Origin of the sequence: Piscibacillus sp. B03, assembly GCF_052246295.1 — a bacterium.
Taxonomy (GTDB): Bacteria; Bacillota; Bacilli; order Bacillales; family Alkalibacillaceae; genus Piscibacillus.
In genome coordinates this window covers 1-19,281 of the sequence record NZ_JBQQCO010000012.1, presented here as the reverse complement: position 1 = coordinate 19,281, position 19,281 = coordinate 1, and the positions used below count along the sequence as shown (strand labels likewise).

The following is a 19,281-nucleotide window of genomic DNA, read 5'->3' as shown; positions in this document are numbered from 1 at the left end:
GTGAGGGTAAGTATCGTTTTTGGCTGTTTTACTTATGGTGAACTTTTACAAAAGGTGAGTTTACTAATTCAATATCATCATTAAAACTATCGAGTGCGTACTCCTTCATAAATTCACCCAGCTCATTATTAAAAAGGTTTTTATAAGCGTATTCTAAATTCAAAGAATTAAATTTTGTGAGCTGGCTTGTATCAATATACAAATTAATAGAGGTAAGCTCTTTGTCTGAATCTATATCAAAATCGAAATCAATTTTTAGGTTGAAATTAATCTCATTGTTGATGTAACGGAGATAAACTCCTGCTGTTATGGTCCCAGTAATATTGTTGACGTACTCATAGCCATTGCCTTCTTCATCTAATACTTCAGTTACGACGTCCTCATAAGGCATTCTATCTTCTTCTATAAACTCAAAAATAACCTTAAACGGAAATTCGCTTATGAACGAAGATTTATAACTTAAGTAATCATTTATGAATTTTTTGATATAGCTCTTATCGTGTGAGTCTAATCTAACATTTTGAAATTCACTATTTTCGTTTATAGATAGACTATTGGAATGGCTAAAAAATACATTGTTATCATTCTGATCTAACAGCCAGTGGAGGTCATAATATGGTTTGTCTAAAGTCTTATACTTATTTTCATCCACAAACTCAATGTAACCTCTTCTTTCGTTTTCGTGAAAAACATCTTTGCCGTGTGTATCAATAAGTTTTTCATCAATTGGATAGCCAGCTATGACACACAAGCTTATATAAATGGATTCAGATGAAAGATCGGAATGATATTGACTTATTACATTCGAGAATTTTTTTAAGAAAGTTTTTGTAGGTAAATTACCTTTCCCGTTCTCAATCATCGAAATATAAGGTTGAGAAACTTCCAGCATTTCCGCTAAATCTTTTACTTTAATTTTCGAATTAGATCTATACCTTCGAATTTCTCTCCCTATTGCTTCTTTATTCATTTCATCCACCACCTCCCTGTTAACAAAATATCATAAATGAATTTATTAATAAAGTAAATATAAATAAATAGTTGACTTATATTTTTGCTAGTGTTAAATTATAACCAAATAAACTTATAAAATTTAAAAATATAAGTGAATTGAATGGAGGTGTTTATATGAAAGTGAGGGTGAAAGATCCGAAAAAATTAGAGTTGCTCGCTATTACAAAAGGTTTTAATAAGACTTCACTATCAAAAAGAGCGAACATCCACCCTGTTACTGGTTGGAAAGTAATGCGGGGTGAAAATAACCCAAGTCCAGCCACGGCATTAAAGATTTGCAAGGCTTTAAATGTGGAGTTTGATGAGATTTTTGCTGTAGAGGATGAAGAAGGGGTTATTTCTTAATTGGAGGTAATGGCATGAAGCATATCAATCAATACTTCTTTGGTACTGAGGAATTTCACTTAGAATTTTTATGGTTCTATGGTTTCTATATAGTTATACCGTTGGTGGTCATTGTCACCTTAATATTAAGTATTTAGAAAGGAGGGAAAGACATGCCTGATATGATGCAGATTCCTGTACCTGAAGAATTCAAGCAACAATACGCTAGTTTGTTTTATGAGTTAAGTAAGGAAGCATTTGAAGCAGCCAAAAACGATGCAGGGTTGAAGCGCTATATGACAAAGAAAGAAGCAGCTGCATGGATCGGAATTAGCTTTACTCACTTTCAGAAGTTGGAAGAATTAGGTTTACCGACAATCGATGCAGGTGGAAAGGTACTTGTTGACCGAGAGGATATTACAAAGTTTATGAACAAACATAAGCGAAACTTAAAACAACTAAATTATTAACGCTGGCGGGCGAGTGAGGGTTAGACATTAGAACATTTCACGGGGGCAGGAGGTGAGATGTATGCACGGCTGGATAGTCGCTTTATCCTATTTAGGTTATTACAGGTTTGAAAGTCTAAAGTACAAAGATGTATCGATTAGTATTTTTGCAACTAACAGACAGTCAGCATGGAGAAAACTAAGAAGCTTTTTGGCTAACTGAGGCATGGTTACGGGAGGGTGATCGAATGAAACGAATTAATGAATACTTTTTTGGCCAAGAAGATTTTGAACTAGAAATGATGTGGTTTTATAGCATGTTCATTATCGGGCCAATATGTTTGATGGCTGTATTTCTAACTTAGGTGAAATTGAATTAGGTAATTACTAACAGTTTAGGAGGATGGATCATGTCTAAGGATAATTTAGATTTGGTTGATAACATTACAGATGCTGCGTGTGAAAAGCAATTAACATTAGATGTTTCAGATGAATTGGCTCTTTTAAGAGACGAGGTAGAAAACATTGATTTAAAAAGTAAGGCAGATGTGATGATCACTATGCCTCACGTTATAAGAAAAGTGAGAATGTTAGACGAATTACTCAGAAAGAATGCAGAAGTTTTGGATGAGTTACTAGAAACAGCTGTTAAACAAGTTTTAGAGCAAAAAGAAGAAGCGTAAATGGTTGGCAGACCAAAAGAACGCTTCTCCAAATAACCTATAGCTTGATTTTATCACAAATTTAATTATATAGCAGGTTTTCATTGAGTGCTTTGGGAGGAGGGATAGGGTTATGGTAGATGATCATGCCATTGACAGCTTAAACACCTGGTTTCAACTCTCTTATGATGAATTGAGGAGTGAGTGGCTTAGCGGATCATACAGTAAACTTTCTGATTGTCCAAGCTATGAAGAAACAAGGGCTTATAGAGACGCAATGAACATAATGATTAAAAGTCGTTATGGACCTGATTTCGAAGAATATAAAATCAAGCCTTTAATGCACAGGCTTAACGAGGAGATCAGGATTAATGAGTTTTGGAATGGAAAATGATCAGCAGTTAAATCAATTTGAAAGGATGTTTAGATTATGGATGAATCAATTGTAAGTATCACACAAGCTCCAAATAACATGAAAGCTGTTTTTAAGGATGAATTATCAGATCTATATGAATTAAGAGTAGTTTGTGTCGGGTTAACAGATACAGGATGTGCCGGACTGATGGTTACTACAGATGATGGCCATGTTGTTTTTGTGGATGAAGTCCAAGCAAGTTTAATCGGCATTTATGTTGGAGACGAGCTAGAGATAGCTTAACTAAAATTACAGGAGGGCGTGATGAAATGATCACTGTCACAAACAAGCCTGAATGTCGCATTCCTTCTGAACATGATGTGATTAATTGGATAAAAGGATTTCAAGAGTCTGAATCTCAAAATAACTATCCAACGCAAGAAATGATTGTTCCAAGAGAACTAGTTCAGATTCGAGTGAATGAGGGGCTTGCAATTGCAAAAAACCTTCATGAGCTATTAATCGATTCAGGAGTGAAACACATTTGGCTTCAGGAAGGTAAGTACAGTTTATTCTTATTCAAGAAGCGGGATTACAAAAAGAATCAAACGGCGCCAACGTTCTATGAGGGGTACGTTAACGCCGTAGGCTTAAATCAAGCTGAGGTTGCTTTTATCAATATGGAAAGATGCTACCCGATCCACATTGATGATGAGCTTGATTATCTTCCAAGAGTGCTGGAGCCATTGTGGCCAGTCAATAAAGCTAGAAAACTATCATCTTTCTTTATGGACCCTCAAAGATCCGTAGCAAGAAATCTAGCTTTACTTGAAATGAACTTGCGAAGTTACAACCACAGTTATATGGAATTTGGCTTTAAATCACATTTATAAAAAATAGGAGGAGCTCCAAATTGGGCGTAATGGGAGTATGGCTAATTTGCTAAATAAGTTGTTTGACTAATGGCAGATCCCCTCAGCCATTGAAAGGTTGAGGGGACACCACAAAACGAGCAATTATTTAGCGCAACCACAAAGGAGCTACACTATGTCTATTATAACATACGATTTCGTTTTTAGGTTTTCCCTATTTCACGCAAAGATCGGAGGTGTAAAAACATGACAACAAACACAGTAGAAAAGGAAAAAAGAAGCATTGATAACTTTATGAATCTACCAACAGAGATGCGCAACCTCAATCAGTGGATACTTTGGAAGAAGGAACAAAAACGAAATAAAGATGGAGAAATTCTAAGAGACCCTGATACAGGGTTCATTAAATACACTAAGGTTCCCAAACAACCAAATGGCTACAATGCGAGTGCAACGAACCCTAAGCATCGATTGAGTTTTGATGCTGCTGTACACGCTTACCAGGAAGGGGACTTCTCAGGGATAGGATTTGTACTCGTCGATACTGACCCCTTTGTGATCGTTGATCTTGATGATTGTTTCATAGATGGCGAACTAACTAGAGAAGCTAAGGAGATCGTTGATAGTTTAGATAGTTATACTGAGGTCTCGCAAAGTGGGAATGGCCTTCATATAGTTGTAAAGGCTAACGCTATCGAATCCATTAAAAAGCAACATATAGAGATGTACAGCCAAGGTAGATTCTTTGCTATGACAGGCGAAGTTTATGACAACCTCACGGAAGTGAAGGAACGAAACACAGCGATTACTTATATACACGATATGCACTCTAATAAACAAGATAAGGTCAATTTTGATTCAAAAGACATAAAGATTGTCTCTCCTAAAATGTCTAATGATGAAATAAAGCGTTTAGCAGAGAACGGCATCAATAGTAAGAAATTTAAAGGTTTGTTCTATGATAACGATTTAAACACTTACTACCCGGACGATAGAAGTAGAGCTGATGCGTTTATCGCATACGAGCTGTCACATTACACACAGGATCTTAATCAGCTATACGAGCTATTTATGGAGTCTGCGACTTCTCAAAACAAAGTACTGGAACGAAACGACAACTATGTCCTGAATACGATCCTTCGGTCGCTAAGATACAGATATGAAAATGGTAAGAAATTCTATCAGCCCAAAAAGTCACCAGCTGAGGACTTTGGCCAAGACGTAGTTACCCACTACAATTCAGAGATTGAAAATCCTGAATTGAATATTGATAAGTTTCATCTGACAGAACTAGGTAATGCCGAGCGCATTTGGCATTATAACCAGGACAAAATAGCCTATTCGAAAGAGAGAGGTTGGCTTGTCTGGAACGGTAAGAAGTGGGAGGCTGATGCGCTTTCAACAATCGAGAAAATAACGAATAAGACTCTAAGATCAATCTACGATGAAGCATTACTCGAAAGTGATGAGAAGCGACAAAAAGAAATCTATCAATGGGCTAAGAAATGTGAGAGTAGAAAAATAAGAGTGAATTCTATTGAAGATGTAAAACCTTTGGCCAGTGTCAAAAACAGTGATTTAGACGCAGACTCCAATTTATTTAATGTTAGTAACGGAACATTGAATTTAAATACAGGAGAGCTTCAGTCACATCACCATAAAGATATGATCACAAGAATTTCACCGGTCAATTACGATCCTAATGCCAAATGTCCTCGTTTTAATCAATTTCTAGAGGAAGTCATAGTCGATGAAGATGGGTTTTCAGATTACGAGGTTATTAGATATTTGCAGAAAGCGATAGGTTACTCCCTTACGAGCTTGACGTCTGAACAGACCATTTTCTTCTTAACTGGTAAGGGTGGAAACGGGAAATCAAAGTTCATTGAGACGATTCAAAGCGTTTTAGGTGAATACGCCAAGCAGACAAACGCAGATACATTTATTAAAAAGCCGTTTGATAGTGGAATTAATAACGATATTGCTAGATTAGATAAAGCTAGATTCGTTGCAGCTGTTGAGTCAGAAGATGGCCAGCATTTAGCTGAGTCATTAATTAAACAACTGACAGGTGGAGACACGATTACAGCAAGGTTCCTGCGTAAAGAGTTCTTTGAATTTAAACCAGCTTTTAAAATCTTTTTCTCTACCAACCATAAACCGATCATTAAAGGATCAGATGATGGGATCTGGAGACGGATAGCTGTTATACCCTTCAGAGTGACATTTGATGGTAAGAATAAGCCGAAAGATCCTTACTTGTCCGAAAAGCTATCTCGTGAATTGCCTGGTATTCTGAATTGGGCCATTGAAGGCTACAAGCTTTGGAAGCGTGAAGGTTTAAAGAAGCCTAAAAGTATTATGGATGAGTCAGAAAAGTACCGTGATGACATGGATATTCTAAAACCATTTCTAGATGAGTGCTGCATAATTGATCCAGATGAGAAAGAGGCGGGGAAGGTTGTCTACTATTACTACAATTTATTCTGTCAAAGAAATGATGACTTTAAACTCACTAACAGGAAGTTTTATAGAGAGTTAGAACACAGAGGATTTGAATTTAAGCCAGGAACAGACAACGTGAGGTTTTTATACGGTTTAAGTGTTCATGATAAAGCCAAGAAGAATTTAGAGAACCAAGACTTTCTAGAAAATTAACGGAGAATTACTGAAATTTTAACTTAGTAATTATTCGTGAAGCCAGCAGTCACAAGAGGTTATGCCGTGTTGAATTACTGAATTACTGAAATCCCTATGTTCCATATATAAGTAAAAAAATATATACCCTCTATATACGTATAGGGAGGAACATGGGGAAAATAATAATTCAGTAATTGTAAAGTTGAAAACCACTGATATGAAAGGGATTAAGGACAATTACTGAAAAATACACTTAGTAATTTTCGTTAATTATTTCAGCTAATTTTGCATTTTGTGGGGTGATCCTATTTGTGGAATGAGTATTTCATTCGAAAAAAGATAATCTATTATTTGAACCTAGATAAACAGATTCAGAGGCTGAGAGATCAAATGGATGAAATATCCACGATTTTTTACAATCAGTCGTTTACAACTAGGGTGGAACAAAACGGGCTGCAACTTATGACTGTAGGGGTAAAGATTGAGGATGGTGTGGCTGAACTCGTCGACTCTCTAGCATCAAAAGAGAAGCGTGTTAAGAGCCTCATACAAAAAAAGCGATACTTCACTGAGTACTTAAACACATTAACACCGAGAGACAAAATGCAACTCATCAATGAATACTTGAACGCTAACCCGTCTTTTGATGAAGTTGATCTCCTGGCAGAAGAAGTGTATCGAGAAATCGAAGAGATTGAAGAAGCGATAACGTTCATGAGTGGGTTAGAACCGGACATTATTCCGCCTAGAGAGTTAGATAACCAGATGTTGGAGGATGACTTTAATTACATGATTGAGGCGTTAGGAGTGTGAAAGATGCGAAGACCTCGGAACCGTTTACGAATAGCGCAAGTCCATTTGAGCCACTGGGGATATTATGAATTAAACATAAACGTATTGTCGGAAAGGGAAAAGCTTAGCTGTAAAATTCTATTCTACGGCTTAAAACATATTTCGAATGAGGATAGAGAGTTTTTGGCCGAGAAGTACCGTGTTAATCCGAATAAAGCATTAAAGCTATATCAATGTAAATACATCCCTGACGGCATATTAGCAGAAAAACGAAACCTGACACTAAGAGAATATCGAAAGATGCGTATTGATGTTGAGACCAGGTTTAATCTTTATCTTTTAGAAGGGATCCTAAAATTTCAGGATTACACTGCATCTATTGTTGAAGATTTATATAAATACGAGAAGGAGGTGCAAGTCAATGCGTGATCAAACTGACGAGCCGATCAATGACTTTCAGTTCTTTACCAGTCGATTTACGTTAAATAATTCTACAGATACTGAACTTGATAAAGTTATTGATGATTTCAACAAGCGAGGGTTTCGAGTTCTAGACTACAAAACACATACAGAAGTCATTCAAATGCAGTTATTTCTGATTGTGGTGTTTAGAGTGAAGAAGGTCCATGTAGAAACTTAAACAGGGGGCACAGTCAATAATAGCAAGCGCCTGCTGAAAACAAAAAAGAGGAGGAGAAGAACATGTTTCAACAAAAAGACGTTCAAACATTAGTGAACAATGTATTTGAAAAAGAAGAAAGAATTAAGCAACTGATTGCTGGTGATGAAGAGAAAAAGGTGTCGCTAGATCAAGAGATGGAAGCCATCACTTCACAGATCGTGGATGCGAATATTGAGGGTGATGCCGATCAGGCTAAAGCGCTTGAAGAAGAGTTAAACAAGAAGCGGTTAGAACGAGATTCGATTGAAGGCAGAACAGAAGGTTATCGAAAAAAGCTTGAGTCTGACCTTGTAACCAATCAAGACCTTGAAGAGATCCGTGCAGCTGCAAAAAGGATGGCAAATGAAAGAGGTAACAAGAATAGTAAGATTCAGGAAAAGATTGATGCTAAGCAGAGTAAAATTGACCAGCTGAAAAAAGAAATAGAGGAACTTGAAAGCAGTAAAGACACATACAGCTGGGGCGTGCCGCCTGAACAGAAACAAGTTGAAAGGGTTTTAAAGTATATAGAGCCTCGAAAAATTAAAAGCAGCTACTCCAAAGAAAAATACATCAAAGCATGGATTGAAGATCAAGGCCAACACATCTTAGAGCAATACATTGAGAAAGAAGAAAGGCAGCAAGCCTCAACATCGAAAGAAGACCAGGGCTTTACCGCTGGTGTGAACGAGGATACGACCGAAAAAAAGACGGTATCGTATATCGGGATGAATAAAGTGGAGGACGTTGTACAAGAGTTCAAGAAGCGTAACCCTAATCTAGAGTTTATTAATACAGGACAAGCTAGACAGATAAACGGTGGTCAGATTCAAGTCGAAATCAGATACCGTCGAAAGGGGGTAGGAGCATAATGCAACACAGCCAAGCAGAGCCTAAAGGGCCAATGACTCAGGAAGAAAAGACTCATGCTGCTAAGATAGCTGAAGCAATCAATACTAAGCGATCCAGCCAAGACAACCATGTGACTGATCAAGACCTTAGCCAGGATGATTCAGCAGTAGCAAAACGAGTAGCAGAAATTGCAAACGCAAGACGTAAGTAAACCATTTTCATTTTAACAGAAAGGGGTGAGAACTATGGCTGATAAGAAGAAGTCTTTATCGAAAGATGAGAAAAAGCGTGCAGGAAAGCTTGCAGATAGAGCTAATAGCTATCGCAACTGGAATAAACGTGACGCCGATAAGAAGTAACTGAAGGATAGGTAGGGGGATCATCATGCCAAATAAGTTAGGGTTACCTGACTTCTTAACGCCACAAGAAGTGGCTGATCTATTGGGAGTCCATAAGAACACAGTCTATAACTTGTGTAAGAGCAAGGAGCTTCCGAGCTTCAAGATTGGTAACAACAGAAGGATTAGAGCTGACGCTTTAATCGAATATATCGATAAGCAAGAAGGGTCTACTGACTAATCTGTAGGGGTGTTCAATCATCTGTGCACCCTTATGGGTCCTTCTGAGAGTTTAATTTCTAGCGGGTGCTGCGACGCCCGAAAAAGGGCTAGTTTTTTATTTCAAAATTCTCGTTTCCGTTTCCGTATATTGGACCCTTACAAGAAGGCAGGTGAAAGTTAATGGCCAAACAACAGAAGCAGTCTGAAAGGCTAAAAGTTTCCACTCAACAAATGGGCTCAATTCTTGGTGTGACAGACCGTCGAGTTAGACAGCTGGAGAGCGAAGGACTGCTCGTTAAGATTGATCGTGATGTCTACGATCTCGGGCAATCAGTCCAAACGTACATCCAGCATAAAAACGAAATGTTGAATGATTCGGACGAGCTCAACCTAAGGAAGGCTCGAACAGGCTTAATAAAGGTGAGACGTAAAAAGTTGGAGCTGGAACTTAGTCATTTAGAAGCTAACACCCACTCATCGGATGACATTGAATCCGCTATGAATGAAATGTTAGATACTTTCAGACAAATTACGCTTAAGATACCTGAAAAGGTGGCTCCCGAAGTGGTAAATATTAAAGAGTTGGAGCCAATCAAGCTTGTGATCAAGAATCATGTGTTTGACGCACTACAGGAAATGTCTAAGTACAGTCCGTCATAGCACATAACTTTGGAAGGAGGTGAAAAAATGAGTAAAAAGAATTTTGAAATCGCTTTTCAACTCGGAGCAAAGATGGATCCATCGGTCAAAAAAGCTTTTGGTGAAACGCAACGCAACCTTAAAGGTTTTAGGCAAGGTCTAGGTAACGCAGCAAAAATGGCCGGTAAGTTCGCATTAGGTGTTGCTGGTGCTGCAACTGCTGCAGCTGGAGTCGGTGTCGGAATGGCTAATCGTTTTGCACAAACGGCAGATGAGATCGACAAAGCTTCTCAACGTGCTGGCGTACACACGGATTACTTACAGGAAATGCGCCATGCTATGGACCAGGTAGGAGTTAGCGATAGTGCATTAGAGAAAGCACTACAGCGTACTAACCAACGGTATGGCCAAGCCCTGCAGGGTAACGAAAAATACACTGAAGCTCTCGATTCAATGAACATATCACTTAAGGATCAGGAAGGGAATTTGAGAAGTACAGAAGATGTCTTCCAGGAAGCCCTGGACTATCTAGGTGATATGGAAAACTCATCTGAACGGGCGGCCTTGGCCAGTGAGTTCTTTGGCGAAAAGACAGCTCAAGAACTTTTACCAGCGTTAGAAGCTGGTGGAGATGAGATCAAGAATCTAAGAGATGAAGCCCACGACCTTGGCGCCGTCATTGGAGAAGACGGCATTGAAGCTGGGGTTTTGTGGGCTGATACAATGGATAAGGTCAAAAAGACATTTCAAGGCTTCTTTAACACAGTCGCTATGAAAGTCTTGCCTACCTTTCAGAGTTTTTTAGATGCAGGTCTCGAAAAGCTTCCAGCAATGCAGGAGAAGTTGCAACGAGCCTTTGAGATTGTAGGCGGTGTTCTTTCGTGGCTGGGTGAAACCGGACTAGCGATATTCCATTCAATACGTGATGCCATTCAAGATAATTTCAATCCAACGATGAATTTTAGAGACCTTCTGTCAGAGGCAGGAGATTTTTTACGTAATGCGTTTGAAATGGCACAACCTTACATTGAGTGGTTTATCAATGAAGGGATTCCGCAAGCAATAGGATTGATAGCTGATGTTGTTGATCGCGCTAAAGAGGTTTATCAGTGGATCGTTGAAAATTGGAGTTGGATCGCTCCGATTGTGGCTGGAATTACAGCTGCATTGGTTGCTTTTAAAGCCATTACATTAGCTGTAACTGCCGCAACAAAAATAGCAACAGCTGCTAAAATTGCATGGGCTACAGCTACATGGGCTTTTGGTGCAGCAATGGCTTTTGTCACATCTCCTATAGGTTTGATTGTTATTGCAATCGGCTTGCTAATAGCTGCAGGTGTGGCTCTTTATCAAAACTGGGATGTTGTGTCTGCGAAAGCGATGGAAATATGGGGCGGTATTCGTGACTTTTTCGTTGGCCTCGGCGAGAAGATAGGTGAAGTTGTCGGCAAGATGAAAGACCGTTTTGTTGATGCTTTTGGGAAAATGAAAGATGGTGTACGAGCTCCGATCAATGCCATTCTTGGCATGGGTAACGGTTTAATATCAGGATTTGAAAAAATCATAAATGGTATAGCAAATGCCGTTAATAAGATCCCGTCTATGGACATTCCTGGTATCGGGAAAATTGGAGTCCCTGACATCCCAACTGTCAGCCTTCCTCGTATTCCTGAATTAGCTCAAGGTGGTATTACAACCGGTGCGACGTTGGCCATGATTGGTGAAGGTGCTGAACAAGAGGCTGTTTTACCTTTATCGAAGCTAGATCAATTCATTAACCGTGATGATAAAGGCGGAGGCGACACGACGCATAACGATTCAGATCAAGTTGTGTTTCATTACAATGCAGAGGTTCATGTGCACGGTAACGCAGATGCTAATGAAGTCCGAGAGGCTATGGAAATGTCTCAAAGAGATTTCGAGCGTAAGATGAGAAAATGGTTGCAGAATCAACGCAGAGTTAATCTAGGAAATTAATCGAGGAGGTAAACGATGCTTAGTGCAAATTTGTTAATGGATATGAAGGGTGAATACCTTAGGTGGACTGTTCAAAATGGCGCTATGACATCTATTTTTGTGAACGCCATTAAGAGCGTTGAACACAACGATAGATTACTCTTAATTCAATTTGAGGAAGGTAAACACTACCTATCGTTGGATTTAGAGCATCATTTGAAGGTAGATCAGACAAAAACGGATGACCTTATCACCTACACGATCCAGTACGCAGATAATCAAAAAGACTTTATCCTGCTAGAAATACCGAAGAATTTAGCAAACACAAGAGAAGGCTATATAGCAATGCGTCTTCAGGGGTATAAAAATAAGCAAGGATCCACAGTTGATTTCACAGAACTAAAAGCATTGAAAGAGCAGTGGGGTAAAGAGTTTGACGAAGCCTTAGAAGAATGGAAGAGGTCAAATTAAAAACGAAAGGATGATATAACATGCAAATTGGTTCTATGAGTTATCAAAATTTAATAGCCGGGGGCACAATGCCCAAGGTAACGGATGGAATGACACTAAAAGCTGGCCAAGTTTATCCTGAAGGTGCCGTACTAGCGTTAGATGCTGAAGATAAAGGTGTCTTAGTTGATTCAGCTGGAGCTGGATCCGTACAAAACCCTTATGCGATTCTGATGGATGAAGTAGATGCTACTGACACTGATCAACGTGCAGCTGTTTACCTTACAGGTGAATTTAATCAGGATGCTTTAACTTTTGGTGGTACAGATACAGCAAGTACCCATAAAGTGGCCATGCGTAATATTGGATTATTCCTGAAAACAAACGCTTAAAAAGCTGGTATATATGATAAGAATGTTGTATAATTTAAGTAAGTTTTCTAAATCCATTGATAAGTTAATCGTCGTTATCGTTCTACTGTCTGAATAAAATATAACTTATCGAAAAGTTTCCCGGTCAATCCTTTCCGGGAATACTTTTTTGCCTTCTAACATCTCTTACTTAATCTCTCCAGGACATCAAGTAATTATCCCATTCCCTATTCACTTTTTTAGAATTTAACCGATTATATAAATGAAGCTCCTGTTTGCTCGTTTTGCACTCATTGTGTATACTTGGTGTTGACTTTGGACAAACTGAGGGGTAATTATCGTGTCACTTTCACATACCTATAGTATTGACGACTACAAAAGAATTATCGATATTATTTGTGAAAGACATGATCAGTACAACCATGAATGGCTTAAAACTCAGAAGGGTAAAACCTTTAACCTTAAAAAGAAACAAGTCCGACATGTAACGTCAGATGATCCAAAGAACATGGATGATTTCATCGATACAGACTTTCTTGATTATATGGAAAGTTATCAACTAGGACTGTACGATCTGTATGCTGATATTGTGGTGGAGCTGTCATCCAACTATGGCATACCGATTACGGGAAGAGTGAAAAATGATGACTCCATTGTCTCGAAACTTCATCGTAAAAGATTCGATGCAAACGGCAGTTTTTCGGTTAACAAGTATTTAAACGATCTGCTAGGCTTCAGAGTCGTTGATGAAGACTTTGCATCTAACTTTCATGATCTAACTGAACACATCGAGGTTATGGAAGATGAGGATAAAAGAAGGATTCGAGCAAGCGAACGTCAAATAAAGGATTATAAAGCATACCATATTTACTTTATGGGAGCGTCAAATAATTGTTTTCCAATAGAGCTTCAAGTTTGGGACGCACAGCATGAACGTTCTAATCTTGATTCACATAAGGTATATAAGAAAGATTATACATATTGGCCAACTAAATATAGAGATGGCTAATATTATTACGCGAAAAGGAGGGATTTGCTATGTTTGAACACTTTATTTTACTTCACAGTGATTACAGTGAAGGAAAGCGTATTGCGTTTCACCAGGTGCACAAAAGCGTAGATGGTTTAAAGGATTTTAAAGAGTTGACTGATACTCTAAAATCGTATTACCCGGAACTATCTTTTGGCTTTCACCATGTGAAAACGGACGCTAAAACATGGGAATCAGTTGTAGAGTACGACAAATTCTTTGAAGATGTGTTTCCAGCTAATGATTTCGATTCATTCATGCGCTTTCTTGCTGATGACGATGAAATAACGTCTTTTGACATAGCGAATCTCATCACGTCTAAGATAGAATGTACACATTTAAAGCTGCAGAAGCTATTGTATTTCTTCTATGAAGGCTATGTTAAAAAATATGCAGAAGCACCTTTTAAAGAGCAATTTGTTGCCTGGAGACATGGTCCAGTTATTGAAGAAGTTTATGACACGTATAAAAAATATGGTGGAAGCAGCATAATGGATCAATTGGAAGATGACACAACGCCAATTAATCAAGATGATGAGTTTAAATTATCCGTATACTCACGATTTATGCAGACATCAAGCTTTGGTAAATATCTAGATGTACTGGATGAAACACTCACTGAATATAAAAAATATAAAGCTTGGGATTTGGTCCATTTAACGCATCAACCAGGAACACCTTGGGATATTGTGACTGAAGGTGGCAAACGTCTAAACCGAGACATCGATGAAGACTTGATTAAAGAATATGTCATGAAACACTAGCCTCTTACTTATGTGAGAGGCTTTTTTAAATTTCTCTTGAAAAACTTTTAGATAATTGCTACGATTATTACATAAATTACTTTTTTAACTTTTTATTTTCTTTTTCTTGGATTGGGTCATGCGACCTGATAGCAAATGAATCGGCTTTGGCCGACAGGTTTAAAAGTAAACTGTTATTTGATTATTGATTCACACACTACCCCTATAAGCGTTAGACAGTAACCAGGAATGCAAACTAACCATAGAGCAGGTAGAAAGTGAATCACAAAATTAATTTGCTTCAAATGATTCAATACAGAATCGAAAGAAGCGTGCTGACATAGCACATAAATTTACTGAGGAGCTGGACGTCAAGAGCCAGCATTAAAAAACCGTTTGAGGGAGTAATTGTGAAAGCAGATATTGACCGTAAATTCGGTTGGTCTGTCTTTTTTTTATATCAAAAATCCGTTAGAAGGCGTAATTTCAAAAAACAGAACATGTCGATTGCCTGTTTATATACAGGTGATTGGAGGTTAAGAGAGTGACTTTTCATACAGCTGAAGTCGCTCTTTTTTGTGTTTAAAAGCTGTTTCATATATAGATTTACGGTGGTCATGCATGGCCACAATAGAAGCGGTTTTCCGCTGGCCTTTGGGCTTTAATAATATGCATCACCTTATGTTGTTCTGTTATTTTTAATACCTTTTGAAGGGACTGATCAGGAGTGAAGAGATCCGGAAGTAAGTTGAAATATCAAGTGAACCAGGCACTGAAAACGATTGATCAAATAGGTGTCTCAAAATATAGTCTTGAGAGACAAAAGCTTGATACGGGCATCCACTCCATTAAACAAATGAAAGAGACGCTATCGACAGCACAAAACTTCGTAGCGTGGTTAAAAAGCGAAAAAGGACTAATGGATCTATACCAGGTGAAGCGTTCGCATTATCGCCTGTATATAGACCACATGAAAACGAAAGAGGTTTCAAATGGCCATCTCATTAATATTGAGACGAATTTAAGGCTGCTTAATAAAGGCATGGCCAAAGTATCTAAAGATAAAGGAATGGCGCCAAGAGACTGGTGTCCTAAAAAGCGATTGATTGACGTGAGATCGAGAGAGAAGGCTGTTAACCGATCACTAACAGATCAGGAATATGAAGAAGCTTACCAGGGCTTATCCAATCATGTGAAAGTTGCAGCAGACCTTCAGATGGCTTTTGGTTTAAGGTTACGTGAAGCGGCAAATACGACATACGCTCACATTACATTAGAAGACGGCCAGTATTACTGGGAAGCTGTTAGCGATCGTTACGCTGCTAATACAGCTGTAGGAGTCACTAAGGCTGGAAGAGGACGTAAAGCGTTATGCCGGCCTGATATGGAAGAGAGAATTCAAGCACTAGTCAAAGACGGCAATCAGAAAGATTATATTGTGAAAGTGAAGTATGACACAATCAGAAGCGGATATGTGCGAGCGGGGATAAAAGGATCCCATAGCTTACGTCATACGTATGCTCGATTTATGCTGCAGGAGGAATTCCAGCAGTTAGGTATCGAAAAACAAGGCCCTGACATTGTTCAGAGAATGGTCCTTAACCGTTCGGAAGGTTACAGGAAGGATTATCAGATTGAACAATCAGAGCGCCTTATCTATCAACGAGTTAAACAAGCTATAGACCAGGTTCATAGTTATTTAGGCCATGGTGTGTCAAGAAGTGACCTCATGGACGTTTATTTATCATTTTGAGGAGGAACTATAATGCAACAAGTGACAGTTAAATATATTGATTCAGATAAACACGAAACACTATTAAACGGGATCTTACTTCCAGGGGAACAGGTAATGATCCTTAACGCTAAACCATATGCATTTGGTGTGTCAGAGTACAGCTGGAAAGAGGGAGATGTGTGTACCATTGTAGAAGATGACTTCGAGGTAGTCGGTGAAGCATGGTTTGAATCTGAAGCCATTGATTTTGAAGCATACAAGACCATTTGTGCTAAGGTCAAAATGACACTTGACCCTCACATTACCCGCCAGCAAGATTAAGGAGAATTGAATACCTTTTGAATACCCATTGAATACCCTTTCTAAATTTTTCGGTGTAATTCAATGGAATGGAAAAAGCGCAAAACCCTTATTTTATGCACTTTGTAACGGTTGAACTGATGGCACAAAATCGGCAATTTGTAAGAACGTAAGAAATACGGTCTTAAGAAAGCTCGTCGTGCGCCTCAGTTCTCAAAACGTTAAAACCCTTGTCTCACAAGGTTTCAAGTCCTCTCTATCCTTTGTTGGAAAAGAGAGGGTTTTTTATATGATTCGTTTTTGACTCACAAATGACTCACATTTAGTCGTTTGTCATATAATTTAGGAATTGTTCGGCTGTTTTTTCTCTGGAATTATTTGTTACATGAGTATAGATATTGTAATTAGTTTGTATATCTGCACGAGTATGATTCTGTGCCTGAATCAAATATTAAATCCACATGTGTGTAGTAAAATATTTTTGGTACTACCACCCGGTTTCGGGTTATCAATACGGCAAAGCTATACGAATGAGTTCACATGCTTTCTATGGGAATCCTTATTAATTATATATAATGATTTTAAGGTAGGTGAATAATATTATAATTATAGAAAAAAATCCAAAAAATCAAGTATATGAGGACCTAATGGATATAGCCTTTGAAACTTGTGATCAATTTTACTTTGTTCTAAGGAAGGACTTAGGCCCTTTAGATGGGTTTTCTTCACTATTAGATAAACTAAGTAACTCATTAATAGAAAAAAGAGAACAATCCGAATGGGCAGGCACTGTACTAGGAGATAACAATACGGCAGAAGTGTATTATTATCATACTGATCAAAATGCTAAAAAGATAATTAAAGAATCTGCTAGGTCTTTATATAGTTGGGTATATCCTAACTTGCCTGAAGATTTGTGTTTTCTTAAGAGTGGCCGAGATTGGTTGGTTACGATATCCCATGAATCAGAAGGATTTATTAAAGATGAAAATGAAGAAGAAACAAGTAAAATATCTAATATTAGTGGATTAAAGGTTCGAAAGGTTTAAACAAGGGTTAAGCATTTGTTGTTCAATTTTATCCCTTTAACTAGAGTACGATTCCCTCGAATCCAAGTTTGATTCCAAAACTAAAAAATCACGAGGACCAGCCCCCGTGATTTTTTACTGATTTACATGAACATCCATTTGTGGATATGGAATTGATATTTGTTCCTGATCGAAGCGTGTTTTAACTTGCTCTAAGATATCGAAGTGGACATCCCAGAAATCTTCTGCATTTACCCATACACGAACCGTATATTCAACGGCGCTATCACCGTGAGCTGATAGACGGACAAATGGTTCTGGGTCATCTAATGTAGATGGATGACTCTCTACAATTTGGTGTAACGTGCGAAGGACATGTTGTGTATCTGTTTCGTAACCAACACCGAATTTAAAATCAACACGTCTTGTCTCTTTAGCAGAATAATTTACGATTCCTGAGTTAGATAAGTTACCATTTGGAATAAAGATTACTTTATTATCTGGTGTGACAAGTTCTGTGTAAAGAATTTGGATGGCTTCAACAGTACCTGCGTACCCATTACCTTCAATATAATCTCCGACTCTAAAAGGACGGATAGTGAGTAGTAAAACTCCTCCAGCAAAGTTAGACAGTGAACCTTGAAACGCTAATCCAATAGCAAATCCTGCTGCAGCAATAATAGCTACAAATGATGTCATCGGTACCCCTAGGATTCCTATAACAGAAATGACTAATAATATTTTTAAAATAGTACCAGTTAGTGACTTTAAGAATGGTTTCAAGCTGTTATCAAGCTTAGATTTGTCAATTTGTTTACCAACAGCATTAGTAATAACTTTAATGGATATAAGCCCAACTACTAATACTACAATGGCTAATGCGATATTCCTTAGATATGGCATGATAATACCTATCCAATCCATTTACTTCATCCTTTCTACGTTGGTGGTTATTATTTGTCTAATTCTAACGAAACTATAGGAATAATTCAATTATGTACTATAACCGCATACAAAAAAAGAATGCCTAATTATAGACTTAGACACTCTTCTCATTAACCTAATACCTTTTTAATATAGTTTCGTGTTTCTTCAAATGGCGGAATACCTTGATAGCGATCTACATTTCCAGGGCCAGCATTATAGGCGGCCAAGGCTAATTTAATATCACCATCGTAACGATCCATCATATCTTTTAAATACTTAGAACCAGCTTCAATATTCTGAGCGGGATCAAATATGTTCGTTACACCTAGTGCACGAGCGGTAGCAGGCATTAATTGCATTAATCCAGCAGCTCCGGCGTGGCTTACCGCATTAGGGTCAAAATTTGATTCTGTCTGAATGACTTTTTTCACTAAATTAACGTCTAACCCATAACGATCTGCAGCTTGTTGAATTAGATCGTCAAAGTTATGTGATTTCTCTTGTTCTTTTATTGATAAAGGCGACACTGAGCTATGTGTAAATGGTAGTTGCCTAGGTTGTAATGTGCTGTTGGCATTAAATGTATTATTGTAAGCATTCATATTAGACGTTTGATTACCTAAATAAGTCTGAAGCAAATCTTTAAACATATTATTGTTTTGTCCAGTTTTAAAATCACTAGACTGCATCACTTTTTGATAATTAAGTAACGTTTCATATAGACGTGGCTCAATCATAACTTTCACCTTCTAGTTAATTATTAACTTGATTATAGCATAATAAAGTAAAGTTTAGAGAGTGTAAAATATTTTGTGTAAATGGCTATTCCGATTTTCAATGATATAGAAAAAGGAAGACCCATTCTGTAGAATTAAGTTAGCAGACTAAAATTCACAGAAAAGAGGTCTTCCCTATGAATCA

Annotated in this window: 27 protein-coding genes and 1 pseudogene; 25 read left to right on the top strand and 3 right to left on the bottom strand. The window is 37.9% G+C overall.

The features are described 5' to 3' along the window. Nucleotides 1-28 precede the first annotated feature (28 nt). On the bottom strand, nt 29-970 hold the full coding sequence (locus ACTWQB_RS09495; RefSeq protein ID WP_443138955.1) for a helix-turn-helix domain-containing protein: 942 nt from the start codon (nt 968-970) through the stop codon (nt 29-31). A gap of 158 nt (nt 971-1,128) precedes the next feature. On the opposite strand from ACTWQB_RS09495, the gene ACTWQB_RS09490 reads away from it, so the two are divergent. The 25 genes and pseudogenes from ACTWQB_RS09490 to ACTWQB_RS09370 all read left to right on the top strand — a co-directional run bounded on the left by ACTWQB_RS09490 (nt 1,129) and on the right by ACTWQB_RS09370 (nt 17,454). Further along, nucleotides 1,129-1,359 carry a helix-turn-helix domain-containing protein gene (locus tag ACTWQB_RS09490; protein ID WP_443138954.1) on the top strand — a complete coding sequence of 77 codons (231 nt, stop codon included), beginning with the start codon at nt 1,129-1,131 and terminating at the stop codon, nt 1,357-1,359. Nucleotides 1,360-1,373: 14 nt separating this feature from the next. Next, nucleotides 1,374-1,496: a hypothetical protein gene (locus ACTWQB_RS09485; RefSeq protein ID WP_443138953.1), complete on the top strand. Its 123-nt coding sequence runs from the start codon at nt 1,374-1,376 to the stop codon at nt 1,494-1,496. A gap of 15 nt (nt 1,497-1,511) precedes the next feature. Next, a complete protein-coding gene (locus ACTWQB_RS09480; protein WP_443138952.1) occupies nt 1,512-1,808 on the top strand; it encodes a hypothetical protein in 297 nt (98 codons plus the stop codon). 61 nt (nt 1,809-1,869) lie between these two features. Next, a complete protein-coding gene (locus ACTWQB_RS09475; protein ID WP_443138951.1) occupies nt 1,870-2,010 on the top strand; it encodes a hypothetical protein in 141 nt (46 codons plus the stop codon). Nucleotides 2,011-2,197: 187 nt separating this feature from the next. After that, on the top strand, nt 2,198-2,470 hold the full coding sequence (locus ACTWQB_RS09470) for a hypothetical protein (protein WP_443138950.1): 273 nt from the start codon (nt 2,198-2,200) through the stop codon (nt 2,468-2,470). A gap of 112 nt (nt 2,471-2,582) precedes the next feature. Further along, entirely contained in the window at nt 2,583-2,843 is a 261-nt protein-coding gene (locus tag ACTWQB_RS09465; protein WP_443138949.1) for a hypothetical protein, read from the top strand. Between the two features lie 36 nt (nt 2,844-2,879). Continuing rightward, nucleotides 2,880-3,107 (top strand): hypothetical protein, encoded by a 228-nt coding sequence (locus tag ACTWQB_RS09460; protein ID WP_443138948.1) that lies wholly within the window; start codon nt 2,880-2,882, stop codon nt 3,105-3,107. Nucleotides 3,108-3,133: 26 nt separating this feature from the next. Beyond that, nucleotides 3,134-3,697 carry a hypothetical protein gene (locus tag ACTWQB_RS09455; RefSeq protein WP_443138947.1) on the top strand — a complete coding sequence of 188 codons (564 nt, stop codon included), beginning with the start codon at nt 3,134-3,136 and terminating at the stop codon, nt 3,695-3,697. 225 nt (nt 3,698-3,922) lie between these two features. After that, nucleotides 3,923-6,334, top strand: a complete 2,412-nt coding sequence (locus tag ACTWQB_RS09450) for a phage/plasmid primase, P4 family (RefSeq protein ID WP_443138946.1) — start codon at nt 3,923-3,925, stop codon at nt 6,332-6,334. A 372-nt stretch (nt 6,335-6,706) separates the two neighbouring features. Then, entirely contained in the window at nt 6,707-7,129 is a 423-nt protein-coding gene (locus ACTWQB_RS09445; protein ID WP_443138945.1) for a hypothetical protein, read from the top strand. A gap of 3 nt (nt 7,130-7,132) precedes the next feature. Then, nucleotides 7,133-7,537 (top strand): hypothetical protein, encoded by a 405-nt coding sequence (locus ACTWQB_RS09440; RefSeq protein WP_443138944.1) that lies wholly within the window; start codon nt 7,133-7,135, stop codon nt 7,535-7,537. Further along, nucleotides 7,530-7,748, top strand: a complete 219-nt coding sequence (locus tag ACTWQB_RS09435) for a hypothetical protein (protein WP_443138943.1) — start codon at nt 7,530-7,532, stop codon at nt 7,746-7,748. The genes ACTWQB_RS09440 and ACTWQB_RS09435 overlap by 8 nt, the downstream gene beginning before the upstream one ends. Before the next feature lie 62 nt (nt 7,749-7,810). Continuing rightward, complete coding sequence (locus ACTWQB_RS09430) at nt 7,811-8,641, top strand: hypothetical protein (RefSeq protein WP_443138942.1); 831 nt, start codon at nt 7,811-7,813, stop codon at nt 8,639-8,641. Beyond that, nucleotides 8,641-8,832: a hypothetical protein gene (locus ACTWQB_RS09425; protein ID WP_443138941.1), complete on the top strand. Its 192-nt coding sequence runs from the start codon at nt 8,641-8,643 to the stop codon at nt 8,830-8,832. The genes ACTWQB_RS09430 and ACTWQB_RS09425 overlap by 1 nt, the downstream gene beginning before the upstream one ends. Before the next feature lie 173 nt (nt 8,833-9,005). Beyond that, complete coding sequence (locus ACTWQB_RS09420) at nt 9,006-9,200, top strand: helix-turn-helix domain-containing protein (protein WP_443138940.1); 195 nt, start codon at nt 9,006-9,008, stop codon at nt 9,198-9,200. A 161-nt stretch (nt 9,201-9,361) separates the two neighbouring features. After that, on the top strand, nt 9,362-9,841 hold the full coding sequence (locus ACTWQB_RS09415; RefSeq protein WP_443138939.1) for a hypothetical protein: 480 nt from the start codon (nt 9,362-9,364) through the stop codon (nt 9,839-9,841). Nucleotides 9,842-9,868: 27 nt separating this feature from the next. Continuing rightward, nucleotides 9,869-11,797, top strand: coding sequence for a hypothetical protein (locus ACTWQB_RS09410; protein WP_443138938.1), 1,929 nt, complete (start codon nt 9,869-9,871; stop codon nt 11,795-11,797). 15 nt (nt 11,798-11,812) lie between these two features. Next, entirely contained in the window at nt 11,813-12,247 is a 435-nt protein-coding gene (locus ACTWQB_RS09405) for a hypothetical protein (RefSeq protein WP_443138937.1), read from the top strand. Nucleotides 12,248-12,267: 20 nt separating this feature from the next. Continuing rightward, nucleotides 12,268-12,618 carry a head decoration protein gene (locus tag ACTWQB_RS09400; protein ID WP_443138936.1) on the top strand — a complete coding sequence of 117 codons (351 nt, stop codon included), beginning with the start codon at nt 12,268-12,270 and terminating at the stop codon, nt 12,616-12,618. 319 nt (nt 12,619-12,937) lie between these two features. Further along, the gene (locus ACTWQB_RS09395; RefSeq protein ID WP_443138935.1) at nt 12,938-13,606 is read left to right on the top strand and encodes a hypothetical protein; all 669 of its coding nucleotides are present in this window, start codon (nt 12,938-12,940) and stop codon (nt 13,604-13,606) included. Between the two features lie 29 nt (nt 13,607-13,635). Further along, the gene (locus tag ACTWQB_RS09390; protein WP_307070109.1) at nt 13,636-14,391 is read left to right on the top strand and encodes a Panacea domain-containing protein; all 756 of its coding nucleotides are present in this window, start codon (nt 13,636-13,638) and stop codon (nt 14,389-14,391) included. A gap of 706 nt (nt 14,392-15,097) precedes the next feature. Next, nucleotides 15,098-16,123 carry an integrase gene (locus ACTWQB_RS09385; protein ID WP_443138934.1) on the top strand — a complete coding sequence of 342 codons (1,026 nt, stop codon included), beginning with the start codon at nt 15,098-15,100 and terminating at the stop codon, nt 16,121-16,123. Nucleotides 16,124-16,135: 12 nt separating this feature from the next. Further along, nucleotides 16,136-16,426 (top strand): hypothetical protein, encoded by a 291-nt coding sequence (locus ACTWQB_RS09380; protein WP_443138933.1) that lies wholly within the window; start codon nt 16,136-16,138, stop codon nt 16,424-16,426. A 144-nt stretch (nt 16,427-16,570) separates the two neighbouring features. After that, a pseudogene (gene rpsI / locus ACTWQB_RS09375) lies at nt 16,571-16,630 on the top strand (30S ribosomal protein S9); the annotation flags it as partial. 422 nt (nt 16,631-17,052) lie between these two features. Continuing rightward, nucleotides 17,053-17,454 (top strand): stage III sporulation protein AH, encoded by a 402-nt coding sequence (locus ACTWQB_RS09370; RefSeq protein ID WP_443138932.1) that lies wholly within the window; start codon nt 17,053-17,055, stop codon nt 17,452-17,454. Between the two features lie 114 nt (nt 17,455-17,568). On the opposite strand, the gene ACTWQB_RS09365 is transcribed toward ACTWQB_RS09370, so the two are convergent. Then, the gene (locus ACTWQB_RS09365; RefSeq protein ID WP_443138931.1) at nt 17,569-18,357 is read right to left on the bottom strand and encodes a mechanosensitive ion channel family protein; all 789 of its coding nucleotides are present in this window, start codon (nt 18,355-18,357) and stop codon (nt 17,569-17,571) included. A gap of 131 nt (nt 18,358-18,488) precedes the next feature. Further along, nucleotides 18,489-19,097, bottom strand: a complete 609-nt coding sequence (locus ACTWQB_RS09360; RefSeq protein ID WP_443138930.1) for a lytic transglycosylase domain-containing protein — start codon at nt 19,095-19,097, stop codon at nt 18,489-18,491. Nucleotides 19,098-19,281: the final 184 nt, after the last annotated feature.

What these genes read in the sequence shown, in the direction of transcription:
- ACTWQB_RS09410 (WP_443138938.1), top strand. Translation starts at nt 9,869, where the DNA reads ATGAGTAAAAAGAATTTTGAAATCGCTTTTCAACTCGGAGCAAAGATG.
- ACTWQB_RS09470 (WP_443138950.1), top strand. Translation starts at nt 2,198, where the DNA reads ATGTCTAAGGATAATTTAGATTTGGTTGATAACATTACAGATGCTGCG.
- ACTWQB_RS09405 (WP_443138937.1), top strand. Translation starts at nt 11,813, where the DNA reads ATGCTTAGTGCAAATTTGTTAATGGATATGAAGGGTGAATACCTTAGG.
- ACTWQB_RS09465 (WP_443138949.1), top strand. Translation starts at nt 2,583, where the DNA reads ATGGTAGATGATCATGCCATTGACAGCTTAAACACCTGGTTTCAACTC.
- ACTWQB_RS09495 (WP_443138955.1), bottom strand. Translation starts at nt 970, where the DNA reads ATGAATAAAGAAGCAATAGGGAGAGAAATTCGAAGGTATAGATCTAAT.
- ACTWQB_RS09360 (WP_443138930.1), bottom strand. Translation starts at nt 19,097, where the DNA reads ATGATTGAGCCACGTCTATATGAAACGTTACTTAATTATCAAAAAGTG.
- ACTWQB_RS09365 (WP_443138931.1), bottom strand. Translation starts at nt 18,357, where the DNA reads ATGGATTGGATAGGTATTATCATGCCATATCTAAGGAATATCGCATTA.
- ACTWQB_RS09370 (WP_443138932.1), top strand. Translation starts at nt 17,053, where the DNA reads ATGGATATAGCCTTTGAAACTTGTGATCAATTTTACTTTGTTCTAAGG.
- ACTWQB_RS09430 (WP_443138942.1), top strand. Translation starts at nt 7,811, where the DNA reads ATGTTTCAACAAAAAGACGTTCAAACATTAGTGAACAATGTATTTGAA.
- ACTWQB_RS09455 (WP_443138947.1), top strand. Translation starts at nt 3,134, where the DNA reads ATGATCACTGTCACAAACAAGCCTGAATGTCGCATTCCTTCTGAACAT.
- ACTWQB_RS09485 (WP_443138953.1), top strand. Translation starts at nt 1,374, where the DNA reads ATGAAGCATATCAATCAATACTTCTTTGGTACTGAGGAATTTCACTTA.
- ACTWQB_RS09380 (WP_443138933.1), top strand. Translation starts at nt 16,136, where the DNA reads ATGCAACAAGTGACAGTTAAATATATTGATTCAGATAAACACGAAACA.
- ACTWQB_RS09450 (WP_443138946.1), top strand. Translation starts at nt 3,923, where the DNA reads ATGACAACAAACACAGTAGAAAAGGAAAAAAGAAGCATTGATAACTTT.
- ACTWQB_RS09475 (WP_443138951.1), top strand. Translation starts at nt 1,870, where the DNA reads ATGCACGGCTGGATAGTCGCTTTATCCTATTTAGGTTATTACAGGTTT.
- ACTWQB_RS09420 (WP_443138940.1), top strand. Translation starts at nt 9,006, where the DNA reads ATGCCAAATAAGTTAGGGTTACCTGACTTCTTAACGCCACAAGAAGTG.
- ACTWQB_RS09460 (WP_443138948.1), top strand. Translation starts at nt 2,880, where the DNA reads ATGGATGAATCAATTGTAAGTATCACACAAGCTCCAAATAACATGAAA.
- ACTWQB_RS09440 (WP_443138944.1), top strand. Translation starts at nt 7,133, where the DNA reads ATGCGAAGACCTCGGAACCGTTTACGAATAGCGCAAGTCCATTTGAGC.
- ACTWQB_RS09445 (WP_443138945.1), top strand. Translation starts at nt 6,707, where the DNA reads ATGGATGAAATATCCACGATTTTTTACAATCAGTCGTTTACAACTAGG.
- ACTWQB_RS09415 (WP_443138939.1), top strand. Translation starts at nt 9,362, where the DNA reads ATGGCCAAACAACAGAAGCAGTCTGAAAGGCTAAAAGTTTCCACTCAA.
- ACTWQB_RS09400 (WP_443138936.1), top strand. Translation starts at nt 12,268, where the DNA reads ATGCAAATTGGTTCTATGAGTTATCAAAATTTAATAGCCGGGGGCACA.
- ACTWQB_RS09425 (WP_443138941.1), top strand. Translation starts at nt 8,641, where the DNA reads ATGCAACACAGCCAAGCAGAGCCTAAAGGGCCAATGACTCAGGAAGAA.
- ACTWQB_RS09490 (WP_443138954.1), top strand. Translation starts at nt 1,129, where the DNA reads ATGAAAGTGAGGGTGAAAGATCCGAAAAAATTAGAGTTGCTCGCTATT.
- ACTWQB_RS09435 (WP_443138943.1), top strand. Translation starts at nt 7,530, where the DNA reads ATGCGTGATCAAACTGACGAGCCGATCAATGACTTTCAGTTCTTTACC.
- ACTWQB_RS09390 (WP_307070109.1), top strand. Translation starts at nt 13,636, where the DNA reads ATGTTTGAACACTTTATTTTACTTCACAGTGATTACAGTGAAGGAAAG.
- ACTWQB_RS09480 (WP_443138952.1), top strand. Translation starts at nt 1,512, where the DNA reads ATGCCTGATATGATGCAGATTCCTGTACCTGAAGAATTCAAGCAACAA.